This window comes from Paenibacillus taiwanensis DSM 18679 (assembly GCF_000425125.1).
Lineage (GTDB): Bacteria > Bacillota > Bacilli > Paenibacillales > Paenibacillaceae > Paenibacillus_B > Paenibacillus_B taiwanensis.
The window spans coordinates 190,667-207,637 of sequence record NZ_AULE01000028.1 but is presented as its reverse complement, the minus strand read 5'-3'; the positions used below and the strand labels follow the sequence as shown (position 1 = coordinate 207,637).

The 16,971-nt window shown below is 45.1% G+C and carries 16 protein-coding genes; 1 reads left to right on the top strand and 15 read right to left on the bottom strand.

The genetic code is table 11. The features are described 5' to 3' along the window. Window positions 1-46 precede the first annotated feature (46 nt). The 11 genes from H509_RS0107385 to H509_RS0107335 all read right to left on the bottom strand — a co-directional run bounded on the left by H509_RS0107385 (window position 47) and on the right by H509_RS0107335 (window position 12,667). Complete coding sequence (locus tag H509_RS0107385) at window positions 47-1,285, bottom strand: response regulator transcription factor (RefSeq protein ID WP_028544518.1); 1,239 nt, start codon at window positions 1,283-1,285, stop codon at window positions 47-49. Further along, on the bottom strand, window positions 1,282-3,003 hold the full coding sequence (locus H509_RS0107380; RefSeq protein ID WP_051286873.1) for a sensor histidine kinase: 1,722 nt from the start codon (window positions 3,001-3,003) through the stop codon (window positions 1,282-1,284). Before H509_RS0107380 ends, H509_RS0107385 begins: the two co-directional genes overlap by 4 nt. A 151-nt stretch (window positions 3,004-3,154) precedes the next feature. Next, the gene (locus tag H509_RS0107375; protein WP_028544516.1) at window positions 3,155-4,876 is read right to left on the bottom strand and encodes an amylo-alpha-1,6-glucosidase; all 1,722 of its coding nucleotides are present in this window, start codon (window positions 4,874-4,876) and stop codon (window positions 3,155-3,157) included. Between the two features lie 376 nt (window positions 4,877-5,252). After that, a complete protein-coding gene (locus H509_RS0107370) occupies window positions 5,253-5,705 on the bottom strand; it encodes a MarR family winged helix-turn-helix transcriptional regulator (RefSeq protein ID WP_028544515.1) in 453 nt (150 codons plus the stop codon). 34 nt (window positions 5,706-5,739) lie between these two features. Then, complete coding sequence (locus H509_RS0107365) at window positions 5,740-6,312, bottom strand: hypothetical protein (RefSeq protein WP_028544514.1); 573 nt, start codon at window positions 6,310-6,312, stop codon at window positions 5,740-5,742. 430 nt (window positions 6,313-6,742) lie between these two features. Next, window positions 6,743-7,354 (bottom strand): RNA 2',3'-cyclic phosphodiesterase, encoded by a 612-nt coding sequence (gene thpR / locus H509_RS24585; RefSeq protein ID WP_051286872.1) that lies wholly within the window; start codon window positions 7,352-7,354, stop codon window positions 6,743-6,745. Between the two features lie 57 nt (window positions 7,355-7,411). Beyond that, window positions 7,412-8,638, bottom strand: a complete 1,227-nt coding sequence (locus tag H509_RS0107355) for an anaerobic sulfatase maturase (protein ID WP_245595999.1) — start codon at window positions 8,636-8,638, stop codon at window positions 7,412-7,414. Window positions 8,639-8,779: 141 nt separating this feature from the next. Then, window positions 8,780-10,192, bottom strand: a complete 1,413-nt coding sequence (wsfD, locus tag H509_RS0107350; RefSeq protein WP_245595998.1) for a glycan biosynthesis hexose transferase WsfD — start codon at window positions 10,190-10,192, stop codon at window positions 8,780-8,782. Window positions 10,193-10,219: 27 nt separating this feature from the next. Then, on the bottom strand, window positions 10,220-10,681 hold the full coding sequence (locus H509_RS24580; RefSeq protein ID WP_051286871.1) for a GtrA family protein: 462 nt from the start codon (window positions 10,679-10,681) through the stop codon (window positions 10,220-10,222). After that, window positions 10,678-11,727 (bottom strand): glycosyltransferase family 2 protein, encoded by a 1,050-nt coding sequence (locus H509_RS24575; protein WP_051286870.1) that lies wholly within the window; start codon window positions 11,725-11,727, stop codon window positions 10,678-10,680. Before H509_RS24575 ends, H509_RS24580 begins: the two co-directional genes overlap by 4 nt. A gap of 355 nt (window positions 11,728-12,082) precedes the next feature. Next, window positions 12,083-12,667 (bottom strand): LOG family protein, encoded by a 585-nt coding sequence (locus H509_RS0107335; protein ID WP_028544511.1) that lies wholly within the window; start codon window positions 12,665-12,667, stop codon window positions 12,083-12,085. Window positions 12,668-12,787: 120 nt separating this feature from the next. On the opposite strand from H509_RS0107335, the gene H509_RS0107330 reads away from it, so the two are divergent. Continuing rightward, window positions 12,788-13,108 carry a MazG nucleotide pyrophosphohydrolase domain-containing protein gene (locus tag H509_RS0107330; protein WP_028544510.1) on the top strand — a complete coding sequence of 107 codons (321 nt, stop codon included), beginning with the start codon at window positions 12,788-12,790 and terminating at the stop codon, window positions 13,106-13,108. Here the strand turns inward: H509_RS0107330 and H509_RS28155 are convergent. From H509_RS28155 to H509_RS0107315, 4 genes are all read right to left on the bottom strand, one after another. After that, window positions 13,101-13,244, bottom strand: a complete 144-nt coding sequence (locus tag H509_RS28155) for a hypothetical protein (protein WP_211234314.1) — start codon at window positions 13,242-13,244, stop codon at window positions 13,101-13,103. The genes H509_RS0107330 and H509_RS28155 overlap by 8 nt on opposite strands. A gap of 222 nt (window positions 13,245-13,466) precedes the next feature. Then, complete coding sequence (locus tag H509_RS0107325; RefSeq protein WP_028544509.1) at window positions 13,467-13,868, bottom strand: hypothetical protein; 402 nt, start codon at window positions 13,866-13,868, stop codon at window positions 13,467-13,469. Between the two features lie 160 nt (window positions 13,869-14,028). Continuing rightward, window positions 14,029-14,679 (bottom strand): response regulator transcription factor, encoded by a 651-nt coding sequence (locus H509_RS0107320; RefSeq protein ID WP_028544508.1) that lies wholly within the window; start codon window positions 14,677-14,679, stop codon window positions 14,029-14,031. Window positions 14,680-14,701: 22 nt separating this feature from the next. Then, on the bottom strand, window positions 14,702-16,939 hold the full coding sequence (locus H509_RS0107315; protein WP_211234313.1) for an ATP-binding protein: 2,238 nt from the start codon (window positions 16,937-16,939) through the stop codon (window positions 14,702-14,704). Window positions 16,940-16,971 lie beyond the last annotated feature (32 nt).

The following is a 16,971-nucleotide window of genomic DNA, read 5'->3' as shown; positions in this document are numbered from 1 at the left end:
CCCCTATGCCCCCTCTTAGATGCCGTCACTTCTACTTTGATAGATGTTATTCTGCTTTTTGTCCGTTTCTAAATTGTGTAGGCGTCATGCCACAACAGCGCTTGAACCACTTGCTTAAATATTTGCCGTCTACCATACCGATCTGCTCGGCTACCTCCTGTAACGTCATCGAGGTGTTAGCAAGCAAATTTTTTGCAGTCTTTAATCGCATACGATATAAAAAGGAAACGTAATTCTCCCCCGTCACTTTCTTAAATAAGGTGCTGAAATGACTTCTGCTCAAGCCCACACGGTGTGCGAGATCGCTCACACTCCACGGTTCACGGAGATTGTCAGCCGTCAGTCGGACTGCCAACGTAATGGTGTCCGGCCAAGAATACGTACGCAGTTCGAATCGCTTCTCCAACTCTGCTTCCTGATGCAGCATCGTTACAGTTTGAAGCCATGCGTCCATCCCTTGTAACGGAGCGCTTCGACTCCAATAGAAGTCCACGTTGCGGTGTTTCCATTCCTTTAGAATATGCTCCAACTGCTGCCCTTCCTGTTGGCTGACCATATAAAAGCAGCGGTCGGCTCCGCATGGCACCATGTCCAAAAAACCGTCCTGTTTATATTCCTGTTTGAATTGACCCGCAATTTCCTCCCACAGCAAATGCGCCTGACTGGCTGAGTCACTACTCGCCTGATCACATTCACGCTCAGCATTGGCGCCAGAGGGAAAAAGCTTAGCCAAATAGACTTCATGGGGCTCGTTCATCCATGACCAATGTTCATTCCAGCGCAACCCCAATTCACTGCGGAATTCGTTGCGAAACCCGCACAACCAGGCATAAAAGGAGGCATTCCAACGATCACGGTCATCGTTTGGTACGACTTCAACCGCTTTAAGCCCCACCGACAATTCTTCTTTAAATTTGCTTAAAAAGAAATCAAGCTCCTCATCCTCAAAAGCGGTCTTTAACAAGTACCCTGACGCCCCGATTGCAATTCCTTGCTGCGCATATTCGAAGTCGCGATGACAGCTAAGCAGCAGCACTTTAGCCGTTGGACATTGCTGCTTCACTCGTTTGGCCAGCTCGATCCCATCCATCTCAGGCATGACAATATCCGTAATAATAACTTCAGGCTTGAATTCCAGAAAAGCTTCCCAGCCCTTCTGTCCGTTTGGGGCGTCAGCGACGACCTGCATATTGTAACGCGTCCAATCTACCGTAGCCTTCAAGCCTCGCCGCACAATGCTTTCATCGTCAACTAACAGCACTTTAATCGGATCATTTACTGTCATGCTTCTCCCCCCACTCTCTTTGGCCACCTTATTATAATGGTCGTTCCTGCACCTGCTACAGATTCAATCGTCAAGCCATACGCAGGACCAAAATGCAGCTTAAATCTTTGATCCACGTTAACAACCCCAAGCCCTCTGCCATCTGCTTGTTGCGGAGCTCCTTCCTTTAAGCGCGAAAGTGTAGATTCAGCGATCCCTTTGCCATCATCCTGCAAGATCAGCATCAATTCTTTCCCTTCTTCTTTCAGCACAAGTGTAATTCGACCTTGCCCATCCTCAAATCCGTGAAAAAATATATTTTCGAACAGCGGCTGCAAGCTCATCCTTGGCAGCATGTAATGCAGCAGTTGCTGATCAACCTGCTCCTCATACCCAAACTCATGCTCGTAACGAGCACGTTGGATGTGAAGAAAATGATCAATAATCGCAAGTTCCTGCTCCAGCGTGACCAGCTCTTGCGAAATATCCAGATTACCCTCCAGCAGCCTTGTTAAATGAAAAAGCATGCTGCGAATCTCCTCATTCCCTTGCAGGCGCGCCTTCCATTGAATCGTATTCAACGTATTAAACAATAAGTGCGGATTAATCTGATAGTGAAACGCTCGCAGCTCTGCCTCTTTCTTCTGCTGCTCCGTCTTTCCAATCTCCTCTACAAGCGTCTGAATCTGGGCGACCATACGGTTAAAGCTGTGTGCCAGCACTCCAAGCTCATCTTGCTCCTGCTCAGGCACTCGCGTATGCAGTCTACCGGCACCCGCGAGGTGCATCGACTCTTTAAGACGCTTGATTCTCCTCGTTACGAGGGAGGAAAAGAAATAGCCCAAAAGCAGCGCCACCAGCCCTGCGACCACCAAACCGATTATGGTGAAGGAACGAATGACATTTGACGATTGATAAAATTGTTCGTATGGCAGCCTCGATTCGATTTGCCAATCATTCATCGTAAGTCCTCTCGTCCATACAACATCCGTCGGATTGGGTTCATATTGACGTTCAGATTGATACATTACCTGTCCCGCTTGATTTCGAATCGTTAGGGCGGCCTGTGTATCTTTTTCAAACAGGTGGAACAGCTCAAAGAGCTTATCTGCTTTCATTTCAATCAAAATCCGACTATTTTGCAGCAATCCTTGCTGGTTGCGAATCGGGATGACCAGGCCAAGCAGCCGCGTATGCTGATCCGTACTGCTTACGTAATGGCTTGACGTATAGAAGCCTGCCCAATACTTGCCTGCATAGTTCTCCGGCAAAGTACGCCACCATTTCTGTTCTGCTAGTTCACTCGTATTTATTAGGCTTTCTCCAAAGTAATAACCAGAGGGAAGCACAATATAAATACCTTGATACTTCAATGTTTTAAGCGCTTTCAAAAAATCCTCTAAGTTGCGCTGCTCTTGCAGCTCCGCGTAGGTACTCGGCACCTGCTGTCCAATTACGACTCGTGTTGGGTCCAGTAAAAAGGTGTGCACATACCCCGCAGTCATCTCCAATTGACTTAATTCGGCATCCAGTTGGTACTGAAGCTGAGTCACTGCGTTATGCCCGTATTTGCCAAGCTGTTCGTCAAGCAATTCCGTCGACTTTACGTATGATAACAGGCCAAGCGATATTAGCGGCACAAGTGCGGCCGCAAGGAACGACAAAACGAGCTTAAAACGAAGGCTTCGGCGCGGCGCAGGCAGTCGGCTGACAAACGAAGTTCTATTCAAGCGAAACATCGTTATCCTCTCCTTTGAGGCTTGCACGAACGGAAGTAAATGAAGTTTATCATAATCGTTATCAGCAATCTATATAAAATTGTAACAAAAAAGCGCGCTCCCGGGCAGCAGGAACACGCTAATGAGCCTTCATTAAGATCGTCTCACGAGGTCAGCTTGCACTCGATGCGGACGTAACATATTCATGCACAAGCATTAAATATACGCTCGACGTCCACGTAAATGCACGGTCGCGCAGCCCCTCTCCAGTCCTCGCATTAAAGTTTTCCGCCATGCCGCTCTGCTCCGCCATACGACAGAAGCGCTCGGCAGCAGTCTGTGCCAAATCGCGTTCCCCAGCGCGAACTAAACCATCCACGAGCAGCATCATCACAGGCGCCCATATCGGACCGCGCCAATAACCGTCCGGCTCATAGGCCGCACTGCTGAGGCTTTCTGTCGCAAACCCGTGCGGAGCGAGAAACTTACAGCTATCAGCCAAGCCTGTAACGAGCCACTCCTTTACATCCGCTGGCAGTCTGTCTGCTACTATAATCGGCAAATAGACGATCAGACTGTCTCCGCCAAGCGGCTCATGACTGCCAGAACGCAGCGCCCGCATTTCGCCGTTATGCCAAAAATGCTCCAGCATAAGCGCTAAGGTGCGCTCTCCCAGATTACGCCATGCCGTTCCGTCATGTGGTCTGCCAATTCGCTCGGCAATCCGCATAAGCGCCTCACATTGCAGCACTAAATACGCACACAAATCAGGGCTTTCTACCGCGCCTCGCTCCTGAAAAATCGTACTGTTGTCCCAACCGCTATCATTGCCGTGATTGTATTGTGGCACACCATCACGATCATCATCGCGGTAATTGAACCACCACCTTGTCCAACGTGCTAGCGGCTCATACACCTCAAGAAGTTGACGCTCACCGATCCAATTGCTGCGCTCCATCATCCAGAGCAGCGTCCAGCCGTGAATTGGCGGCTTATTACAGTTCCACAACGCATATTTATCGTTCATAAAGTCAGGCAGCAGTCCGCTCTCATCTTGTCGATCAAAGAAAATCATAAACTGATCCCATGCTAATTCTGGATTGGATTGAATAAGTGCCATCGCATTAAAGCAATGATCCCAGCTCCATATATTTGTCATCCAATTTTTGGACATATACATCGCTGGGCGTGTCAAATATCCTCCTTTAGGCACGATACACGACCAAGTGATATAAGCAGCCAACTCACGTCCCTTGCTTGACGCACAATTCCCTGCCTGCAAAGTTCCTGCCAGCCAGTGCTGAAACTCAGCAGCAACCTGCTCAACGTCCTGCTCAAAGGTTGTGGAAAGGGGAAACTCCTGCCACACTGTGCGATATTCCTCAATCGTAAATTCGGCACACCCGCTCTCATCTGGCTCAAATTGAAGCGCCACATGTGTGCAGCGCGTACGATTCCAAGGTGCATCAACCGATAAAGCGCCTTGCAAACATTTTGCCATGAACCGCACTTCATTTAAAAAGCTGTTAACTTCCCAACGATCATCAGCCAACTGCATCGCATAATCATAGTCGCCACCTTCTAGCGTCAATCGTAGGCCGACTCCATCTGTCTTCCATCTCACCGTAGTCGCGTTACATATGCACAGATCTACAGAGCCCCCTGCACTTTCTAATCGCAGGTGTGTTGGCGTTGCCTGAACCTGATAAGCAACAGGAATTTGCTTCTCTAGCAGTTCAATTCGAAAAGCTGCTCCTGCCGTCAGGTCTCCACCTCTAACCGTACGTAAATATATACCTGCGGGACGTGAACCCGCTGCTTTCAAATACGAAATCGTCAGAAACGAGCCATACCGGCTAAATGGAACCGTAGCGATATCAAACGATAAAGGCATACTTATTCTCCCCCTTGCTTCATCCCAATAGAAAACAAATGTTCACACTGCCCGAACATGTGTGATGCAAACGTAGTCATTGTATGTTTTCCTCATTACTCTCATTATAGGTTGTGTTGATCCGTGTGCAGTTGTACAGCTGTAGGGAAAAGGGCGCCTGCGTGTTAGAACATTTCGTAAGCGTTTTCATTTAAAAAAACGACAAGTGGATCATCTGTTTGATCGCATTCGTCCATATGTTCGTTCACTTGCCTATTACGTATCTAATTCACTTCTTCTCAGTATGATCCTAACAAAAACAACCGTTGCAGCTGTGTTGCCAGCCTACAACGGTTGCGCGGTGAGTAGAATACAGTACAGCTTACGTAAACGCTGCCTATTTTCCGTCCTCTTCCTTTGTAATATCCTCTAAGTTATGAATGACCTGCTTACACACACCAAGAAAGGCGTGCAACTGTTCATCTTGTACATTCTGGAAGAAACGCTCAAACATTTCCCCACGGTGAACGATCGTTTCTGTAATCGTCTTTCGCCCGTCCTCAGTCAACTCCACATACACCGTACGGCGGTCCAACTCATCGCGACGGCGTGTCACCAACTGAAGCTCTATCAATTTGTCCGTTATGCCCGTCACTGCTCCTGGTGTAAGCCGCAACGACTTCGCCAGATCCGTTACTTTCATGGATTCATGGCGATCCAATTGCTCCAGCACGCTGAACTGGGTTGGATTAATTCCATGATCCATTTGTTCATTCCATACTTTATACATCCCCCGAACCATCGTACGGAAATTCATTTGTAACTGATGCAGCTCTTTCTTATTCGGCAATTTGATTCACTCCATTTCATCCTGTTGGACGTTATTACAGCTTCAACCCTAGACGTATCCGCCACTTTCCTTCCTCAAAATGCATTTGCTTCACTTTTACGAACTCATGCAGCCAAGCTCCGGCCTGTATCTGAATCGGTTTTACTTCTATCCACCCTTGCGGAATTTGAAGATCCTTCACATATACCCCCGTTGGCACAGCTTGGATGATCTGCTCGGATACATTCCAGGATAAATCCATCGGTATCTGGACTGATGCTCGAATACCTTGCCAAGGCTCTATTTCTGCTTTCACGAGCAATTGATCTTGCTGCAATTCAATGTGCATCCCGTAAGGCTTCCATTTTGTCAGAATTGGGCTCGTATGGAGCTCTTTTCTCACCCATTCCGCTGCATATCCGTTCAGTTCTGCTTCACTGATTGCAATCTCTGGCGCATGCTGACGAATCATCTGATCGATGCGCTCTGTCAAAGTTACCTGTACAGGTGGTGCCCAGCCCAAATGTTCATTGGGCTTTATATAAAAGTACAGTGCTGCTGCAATGATTACAATAAGTATAACGATGCCAAAGAAGATACGTTTCAACCATTTCATGAAAGATTTCATTTTCCATCCATCCTTTCCGTTAGCGTTCAGCTATAAATACGTTTTTGACAGGATCAAAGCGTAACGAATCAGTCCGTGTGACATCTTGCATTACTTCTCGGTGACCCGCACCGTTTGACTATGCGGATAAGTTGTTGAACCTATCAATTGTATAACCAGTAAAGGAGATATAACAACCCGAAGTAAAATTTTGTTAACCCGAGACGCCAATGTAAAGATTACTACAGTCTTTTCCGCTACGCTTTCAGCCGCCTTGCTATTAACAGGGAGGATGGTCAGCAAAGCCATGTCATGTGAACTATTTATATTATACTATCCATTTGAATGTCATCTACACTTCCCCATTGCAAGCTAACTAAACAAGTTAACTAAAAAAGCTCCGCCCATTAGGGGCGAAGCCTGCAATCTGTATGGATCTTTTCCATTATACTCATGCTTCCGGCACCAGTAGAGCTTCTGCAACCTCCTCATACATCGGGCGCTGTCCCATATGAGTGCGGTACAATACAATCCGGTCAACTAGCCACTCCGGACGCACCAGGGCCTGTATTTGATCTTCATCACGCCTCCCGCCCGTAACTTCTCGCTCCATACCGGCCATGTCAAATTCATCTTCACCCTTATACTGACGGGCTGTTGTAATATGAGGATGATAGGCTCTGTCCTCAACTAAAAAGCCAATCCCCTTCATCTGTGTCGTCACCTGATGATGAAGCGCTGTTAAGGCTTGTAAGTTGCCCTGAACACCATACCATAGCACCTTAGGCGCCTCTCTGCGCCCAAACGTATCCCAATTGGACAACTGCAACCAAAAGGGTGACCATTTTTGCACAGCCAGTTGCATCCGTGTTTCAATTTCTGCGATGCGTGATGTAGCCACATCTCCGAGAAACTGTATCGTAATATGATAGTCACGCGAATCTGTTAGCCGTTTAAAAAGCTGGCTTGTCGGAAGGATCGCGCTGTTCATGCTAACCTGTAACCACTTTTGCACAGCTTCTGGAAGAGGGATGGCGATAAATACACGCCATTGTTGCTCCATTTGGTTTGCTCCTTATCAATAGGTTCGACATTATTTCCCGGAAAATGTTTATCTATATCATCTGGCGGTGCAACATTTCTTTGTTTTACGTCCACTGCCACATATACAGCGCTCATTGCGGCCAGGTAATTCTATGCCTTGTTGAGCCATCCATTCATGGGCTAGCTTACGCATCCGTTCTTCTCCATATGCATACAGCATACGATAACTCTCACAGAAATAGTCAACATGCGCCCTGTCATTCCCCTTCAACAAATCAGTACGATTGCGAGGACATCCACCTCCACAATAATGCAAGTACTTGCATGTCTCACACGATGAAGACTTCCTTAGTTGTAGCGAGCGGAACATAGACCATCGCTGCTCTTCCAATAGTTGCGCAAGCGTATCTTCATTGGCATTGCCCAGTCGGAAGCGTTCATCTATAAAAAAATCACACGGATAGGCATCCCCGTTCTGCTCCAAAACGAGAACAGAAGGACACTCCTGCTGATGAACGCATAGCTCCGGTTCGCTCCCCATCAGCTTCTGCAACCAATTATCGAACAATCGCACGGATATGGCAGGTTGTCCATCGTTGTACCAGCGATCAAAAGCTGTACACAGAAATTGCCCGTATTGCTGCGGGCTTATGCGATACTGCCCCTTGGCATCTACATCCTGTGCACTAAAATGCATACAAGGAATAAACTGTACATGTTGAAACTGATTGTCCGCGAGCCAATCCATCAGTATCGCTGCTTGACCCACGTTGTCTTCGTGGATGACCGTTAAGATGTTGAAGTCCACTCCAGCCTGCTTTAATGCATCAATCCCTGCCATTACACGTCTATAAGATCCCTTACCTGAACCCGTTCGTCTTCGTTTATTATGGATCTCCTCCGGGCCGTCCACACTTACACCGATCAACATAGAATAACGACGAAAAAAGGCCGCCCAATGCTCATCGATCAGGGTGCCGTTCGTTTGCACAGCATTACTAATCGTCGTATTGGGCAGCGCATATAACGCTTGGAGTTGAACGACACGCTGAAAGAACGCCAGCCCAGCCAACAACGGCTCGCCGCCCTGCCAAGCAAATGAAACCTGTCCTTCACAATGGTGCATCATCTGCCGAACGACACGCTCCAGCAGTTTGTCATCTATACGTCTAATCTCGTTTTGCGGTTTTCCCCCGCAAGTGCTGTAATAGCAATAATCACACGCCAAGTTGCAGTCCTCTGCGACCGTTTTCCACATGATACTTGTTGGTGTTATAAGTCGGTTGGTAGTCCTCGTGTCCATCACCATCACTCCTTTTTCCCGCCATGCTGAAGGCCATGTTGAAAGCCATGCTGCTATGTATCAGCATATAGCGGGACAACAACCAAGACTAGGAGCATTTTCACAATGAACACTAAAATAGATTCAGGAACTAGAGCTTATCTACCGAATACGATGCCATACATTGCGGATACTAGCTACTACCCAAACGACCGACACAGCAACCATCATGTCAAACACAACATTAAACAAAAATAAGTGCTTGCCAATATCCGCTTCCCCATCTCCGACTAGCGGAATTGCGACTGCCAAGATTCCTATACCCGCTACAAGCAGCAGCACTTCTAATACCCCGCGAGAATAGCGCTTCCTTATCCATTCCCACACAATAACGCCGATATATAATACATAAAAAGCTACAAAGAACAGCAGCGACTCTGGAACCAGACGTTTCTTTCCTTCACTCCACGTACTATACGTATATGTGACTTCGCCGCGAGATTTCCCCTCTTCTTTCACGTAATTTCCTAAATAATAAGGTCTAATAAACGTGGCATTAGCTGCGGCTGCCTCTAGCTTGTCGATAATACGCGCAGGATGCGTGGCATAATAGCGGACAACATCAAAATGCCCTAGCTTGGAATAAACATCCTCCGTTAATTCAGGTGCATCCTGCTTGATTGCAACATCTGTTTGGAAATAGTTCGTACCTGCTAACACCTCGTATTTCTCAGGTATACCAAGTGATTGCAAATCTTCCTTTACATGTGGTGAATCTTTCAGAATGCCAAAAAATATCGTTTGGTACAAATTAATCTGCTTTAATTCCCCAGGTGCAAATACATACATCAGCACAGTAGACAGCACCATGATGGATGAACCTGCAACGAGAATCCTCTTCCACTGAACGTCACTTCTCCGGCGATAAAGGCGAAACCCATATGCTGCAAAAGCAAGTCCTACAGGTGCATTTTGAATCTTCGACATCGCCAATATCCAAGCACATACAAAAAGCAGCACGGCAAGCAAAGAGGATGGCTTTTCTTGTGTGGCAAGCGCGATTGCTAATGATGCCGACAACAAAAGAAAGATCAAAGATACTGGCTCTCCAAATAACGACTGAAAATAAGCCACATAACCAATATCAAAAAAGATAAACAGCATCAGCACACCCAGTGTCATTTGCAGCCATAGACGTCCTTTGCCTAACACGTAGATCATAAAGCCAAGGGTAAGCAGCATCAACACACTGTATACGACTCCCATCGCATGCATTGTAAATAGGTTGCTGTCCCACAATCTCCCTAGCAAACCCGCAATAAATACAAATAACACTTGAGAAGAGGCATAGCCGATTCCAAAAGGCGCATATTCATATTGACTATGTGCGTATCCAAAGTATTTATCCTCATAGGTAAACGTATCATTTAATACAGATATGCCCCCGCTAGACATAATTCTCGGATAATCGCCATTGTCTGCAATGCCGATAAAGGGTGGCACAAACAACAAACCAATTAAAATCGCCGCCCCGATAATTACAATAACGGCGGTCATTACACGATCTTTGTTCAACATGATCTCTCCTATATATTACTCTGATTAATCCCCTTTGGATTCCTCATTGACTCCTGCCGGCAGCATGCTATCCACACTATTGGAGCGAGCCGGGGAAAACGTGATGTAGCGATGCAGCAGAAAGGAAACCCCCGTATAGATACAGGCTTCAATTAAGATAACGACATTCACCTTGGCAGCCATGCTTAAATGTGGCTGTACAGCGTTAACAGCTTGTGTAATCCAATTGTGCATCACCAAGTAGGCTAATACATAGCTAAGCAAGCTTACACCAAAAAACAATAGCATACTTGTTGATGTTTTTCCTCGGTGCTGAAACGTATAGTTTCGGTTCATCACATAGCTAAACATGACGCCTACGCCGTTGCCAACAAAGGTCGCCCATAAATGCGGCCAATGCAGTGCATGCAGCAGCAAAGCAATCGTCCCCAGCCCGATCACCGTATTGGCTACACCAACCAGACCGTATTTGATAAATTGAATCATTCCTTCCAACCTGCTTCCTTCCAAGGTGCGGCCGCGGCGCTCGGTTGTTCATGGAGTACTTCATCTATAACGTAGAGCGGACGATGCTTAACCTCGTTATATATCTTGCCTATGTATTCACCAATTACCCCCAGAGCCAACAGTTGAATGCTTCCAATAAACCAGACAGATACCATAATCGATGTCCAGCCAGTAACGGTCATGCCCATAATTTTGGACATAAGCGCATATATTGCCGCAAGCACACTGGTCCCTAAGCTTAAAAATCCGATCATCGTAACGATCCGCATCGGCTTCACACTAAATGAAGTAATGCCTTCCCAAGCAAATGAGAGCATTTTCTTCAAAGGATATTTGGATTCTCCCGCAGCCCTTTCATGTCGATCATATTCCACAATTGTCGTACGGAAGCCGATCAATGGAACGATCCCTCTCAAAAACACGTTTACTTCTTTATAATCAGCCAAATGTTCCAATGCACGTTTGCTCATCAGACGGTAATCGGCATGGTTATAGACCGTGTTAACCCCCATCCGTTGCATTAACTTATAAAATTTCTCTGCGCTCCAACGTTTAAACCATGTATCCGTATCGCGGCTTCTTCTTACCCCATACACGATATCATAGCCTTCACGGTATTGGAGTACAAAGTCGCGAACAACTCCAGTGTCATCCTGAAGGTCTGCATCCATCGATACTACACAATCGGCAAACTGCTTTGCGTACATCAAGCCCGCTAACAACGCTTTCTGGTGCCCTGCATTTCGAGCAAGCTTTAATCCAGTCACCCAAGGGTTATCGTTACGTGCTGCCGCAATCTGTAACCACGTCGTATCCCGACTGCCGTCGTCCACAAACATTAAACGGCTCTCCCTTGATATTAGCTCCTCCTGTACCATCGATGTCATAACTTCAGTTAGATGCTCGACGGTTATGGTAAATACCTCTTCTTCGTTATAGCAAGGCACTACAATATACAAGATAGGCTGTTGTTTGTAGGAAGAGGACTGACTGCTGTTGTAAAATGACTTTTCTGACTGAACCATATAAGACTCCTTTCCACAATCCGTTAATTACTTATGTACCTATTCCCTTTATACTCCTAACCTTCTCTATTCTATAACAACACGTTTCTAAAAAAAGTAAAAGCGATACGTCTTTTTTTTAACATTTTTTTAGCTAACGCTGACCTTTCATCACCCTGCTTGTCCTGTTTAAACGTAATAGATTTATCTCTTTCGAAGCCTTGTACGCCTAAATGAACAATCATTTAGGAGATGAATAGCGCTATAATCTGCTGATATAAGGAAATAAGTTACACTATGTCACTACCTCTACATCACTAAAGAGGACTGCATTCATCGCGATACAGTCCTCCATCTGTATACATTTAAGTAGCCATTAAGCTTCATCTAGTTGTTTCCACTTGTTCCCGAATACAGGGCGTTTAAAAGTTTCCATCTGTTCTAGCAGTTGTATCGCTGTAGGTGCAGCAATAACCAAACTGCGATGTGTTTGGAGAGCGAAACCAGCTTCAATGGAATGATTAATCATTCCTAGCAATGGCGTATAAAAGTCTGCGATATTTAATAACCCTACTGGGCTTTCATGAATGCCAAGCTGGGACCAGCTCATCACCTCAAACCATTCTTCAAGCGTACCAAAACCGCCTGGCATCGCAATAAAGCCATCTGCCAATCGAATCATCGTTGCTTTACGCTCATGCATATCTTTAACCTCGATCAGCTCAGTAAGACCGGTATGCATCATTTCGCCCTTAAATAAACCCGTCGGCATTACACCTGTCACTGTACCGCCATGTGCCAATACGCTGTTCGCGACTTCCCCCATCAAACCCACCTTGGAACCTCCGTAAATGAGTCGGATGCCTCGTGTAGCCAGCTCCACACCTAATTGGCGCGCCTGCTCCGCATACTCAGGCTGATTGCCCAAGTTAGAACCTGCGTACACACAAATACTTTTCATCTCTGTTTACACTCCTATTACTTGTTCTTTATAACAGCTCCATATAAGCTATAAGAAGTATAAGCCTTAATGGCATAGAAAGGAAGCTTACAGTTGACAGAACATACAAAACAACCAAAAATGGACATTCCGTCTTTTGAACAATGGGTACATCAATTTTACGCCTCGCGCCAATGGTCAGGGTATGACTCCTTTATCCGTGTCGGATTTCTGATGGAGGAAGTAGGCGAAGTTGCCAGAGCCGTGCGTGCGATGGAAATCGGTCGTGATCGGCCCGATGAGCCTGTTCCGAGCGACAGCGTATTACATCAAGAGCTGGTCGAAGAACTTGGTGACGTACTGGCCAATTTACTTGTGTTGGCGAAGCGATATGATATTTCTATGGATCGTATTATGCAAGCCCATAAGGACAAGTTAATAAACCGATTCGGTCCTATGTAACAGCACTTATAAGCTTACGGAATGCGGGTTTGCCAGAGCGTTCTAAAATATTCACGTTATCAAACGATACAACCCACACTTCGTACTTCTTAGATCCTGTGTGGGTTGAGGTCGGATGAACAGATTGCTTGTTCACTTTCCAACACAATTAAATAAAGCGCTGAACCTCATCGGCCCAACGCTCTTATTTTCAAACGGTATGTACATCTACAAATGTGACGAATTGTAGCAATTAGGACAGTTCTTTCCCTTGGACATCCTTTGTGCTGCGGCTCCAGCATCATTCAAGGTACGGATAACAATATAAGTTATGGGACGATCCGATTAAAGGATGTTAGGGAAGCGTGATGTAAGAGGATTAACGACGGGATGCTTGATGTGGCTCTGAATAAGGGAATTTCTCTAACAAATTGGACATGTTATAATTGGATTCAAACCATGTACTCACGAGCAGCGTATCCTGCTTCATTGTAAAGTCAAATACAATCTCACCGTGTGTCCAATTCTTCTTGCGCTTTAGTGCTTCCATCGCCATTAGGCGGAATGAAGTCACGTGATTTTTTTGCAGACCTTTGCGGAGCGGGACAATAACACCGTCTTGGCTTTCCATAGCATCATGTCTAACACCAAACTTACCTATGGAATCATTACGGATACAAACGACCAAGGTCCCCCCGGTCAAACCTAGCAGTTCCGGTTCCAACTCCTCAAATACATAACTTAGCTGCCTCGCCAAGCTCATCTCATAAGCCCTTGACATCTAATTCCTCCTCTCAAAATACCCATATTTATGCAACAGCATAGTTCTACATGCCCATTATAAGGCGATATATCCTATTAATCAACATATATTCATATATTAATTAGTGCTTTGGTATAAGAAAGAGTTCGACTTCAAGGGCCTACCTTGATGCTTCTGTTTAAAAGGACTCCATTCGAACTAGACCCAATCGTTTTGCTTCTACAATGGCTTCAGATCTTGAACTGACACCTAACTTTTCAAAAATACGGGTTAGATTGTACTCCACTGTACGTTGACTCATCATCAGCATAAGCGCGATGTTCTTGTTGCTCATGCCGTCTGCTACGCCCTGCAAAATTTGTTGTTCACGTTCGGTAATAGAGGCTTCTTCGATTGATTTCTCGCCCTTCTGAATCTTAACCTCACTTCTGCGCAGCTGTCGCAAGAGTGTGACAGGAATCATCGCCTCGCCGTGCATTGCACAATAAATGGCATGATGAAGTTGATCCCGTGGCGCCGTCTTCGAAATAAATCCGGAAACGCCCGTTTCCACTAGCAGGTTGAAATGCGTATTGATCTCATAGCCCGTATAAATAAGGACCCGACGATCCGGGTCCTCTTGTATTAACCGCTTCGTTAATTCCATCCCACTTATGGTAGGCATATTCAGATCACACAGAAAAATGTCAAATTCCTCGTGCTTTACCGCTTCTAGCGCTTCAACTGCAGACAGCACAAATGTTACGTTTAAGTTCGGGTCCTGCTCTAACATGGTCTTCGTACCTTCTCCTACAGAAGGATGATCATCAACCAACAAGATACGAATCACGTATATCGTCCCTTTCTTCACGTCATTTTGACAATTTAATTGGAATCTTCATGCTTACTGCGAACCCACGGCCCTCTTCCGCATGAAACTCAATCTCACCTTCCAAGCTAATCACACGCTCACGTATTCCTGACAGTCCCATATGGCTAAATGATGATTGTAGGTTGTCCAAATTCATACCAACTCCATCATCTTTATAGGCTAGGTAAATGTGAGTGTCATCCTCTTCAATGTCGATCACAACTTTATTGGCCTTTGCATGCTTCTCCGTATTACGCAGCAGCTCTTGCATAATTCGATAGACCGCAGTAATCTGTTCTTCGCTTAAAGTGGCCGTAACAGGCTTGGCCTGAAGCACAACCGCAAAGTTCACCTGAAGCTGCAAATGATCGGTTAGAAACTCAACAGCCTCTACTACACCAAGCTCAGTCAACAAAGGCGGTCTGAGTTCGTTACACGTCTCGCGAATCTGATGGATAACGTCAAGCAGCCCTTCCTTAATTTGATAAAGCTCATTTTGCATGTGCTTAGGTATTTTGTTGTCGGCCATAAAGGTTTCCAGCCTCCGGTACCAGATCAACTGGTCTTGAAGCGCGGAATCGTGCAAATCCGAGCCTAGGCGACGACGCTCATTCTCTGATAGCAAAAACAACAGCCGCAGCAACCAAGGCGAGGTAGAAGATTGCGTTTGACGCATTTCATCTTCCAACTGCTCCATAAAGTTGTCCAGAAAATGCAAATTCTCATACACAATGCTAGTGTAATTAGCAATTGTTTTGAGCCAACGCAGTTCGTCCACATTAAATAGGGTGCGATTACTCTTGTTGCCAATCCAGATGACATGAATCTCTTCTTTGCGTTGCCCTACAATTAAAGCGACACCCTGTGGCATCGTAATGACCTCTGCTACTTGAAGAGATTCTACATTTGCTAGTAGATACTTCGCAATGTCATGATCTACATCATTAGTAGGAGATGGATTCACTCTCGCATGAGAGCTATTAACCGTAAGAAATTGGAACCGACTCAGTGGCAGCATAGAAGTGACTTCCTGTTCAATCGCACGGATAAGATCTTCCTTCTTCATAACACGAGCCATTGATCGGGAAAAACGATCCAGACTATCTTGATAGCTATACATCTGCTTAAAGAGCTTAGGTCTAAATTTATAATCTACTTGCTCCTTTAGATAAAGAAAGAGCGTAAATCCAATATGAATTACAACAAAAATCTGGAACCATTGAACCCAGGTATGATCATAATTAGCATTATAAATAATCGCCAAAAAGAATAACACCAGAAGGGATGGAACCAATGCGAGTGATGTGTAATATTTAAACCTTGTCAAAATAAAATCAATATCAAACAACCTGTTAGATGTAATTAAGTACATGTAGCTTATTGGAAGAACTAAAACAAATAAAGTAGTAAAATAAGCAGGAAGTAATTGTACTCTAAAAAGAGACAATGAAATCACGTTCATCGTCACAAATGGTACAAATGCTAATGAATGCGCGGCAAGCATAAACTTAAATAATGGATTTAACTTCGTAAAACGATACTGAATAAATAGAGCAATGAGTCTATACAAACATACTACATTTGCAAAGACAATTGTACTATAATACATAGCACTTATTGTTCCCGATATATCAGCTTTGATGATATCAATATGAAACAACATCTTAGCAACGCACTGCAACAACACAATTATGCTAAGTAAGTGCAGGATATAATTATTAACAAATTTAATTCTATACCTGGACAAATACGCATTCATAAAATACATAAATAAGCAAAAACCTAGCGGCAATAAAGAAATTAATACTCTTGCAACAAGATCAAGCTTTCCCGAAACAGGTGAGCTAAAGTAGATGATGCCAATGCATACAAAGAAAAGAATTAACAATCTTGCAGCTTTGTCGTCCTTTCTCTTTGCATAGACTACACAAGACATTAAGAGAAACACAACCAGTACCAGACTAGGAACAAGAATATGAAAAAATAAAGTTCCTGATCGCATGTTTGCTAGCCAGTCATGATCAATTTGTATCGCCTCAACTGTACCATCTAATTTCCTGACTAATAACGAGTCAACCTGCTCTATATTACCAAACTTCGTTACGAACAAGTTATTAGATGGCGGCATCCCATCTACTTCCAGTACAACTTCTCCACGCTTAATTCCATACTCGTCTGCCTTATCAAAAGGTGTTACTTCCGATACTACATACTGATTACTTTCATCTTTGTACACCATCAGTCCTATCATGGCATGACTCAACGAAGCTG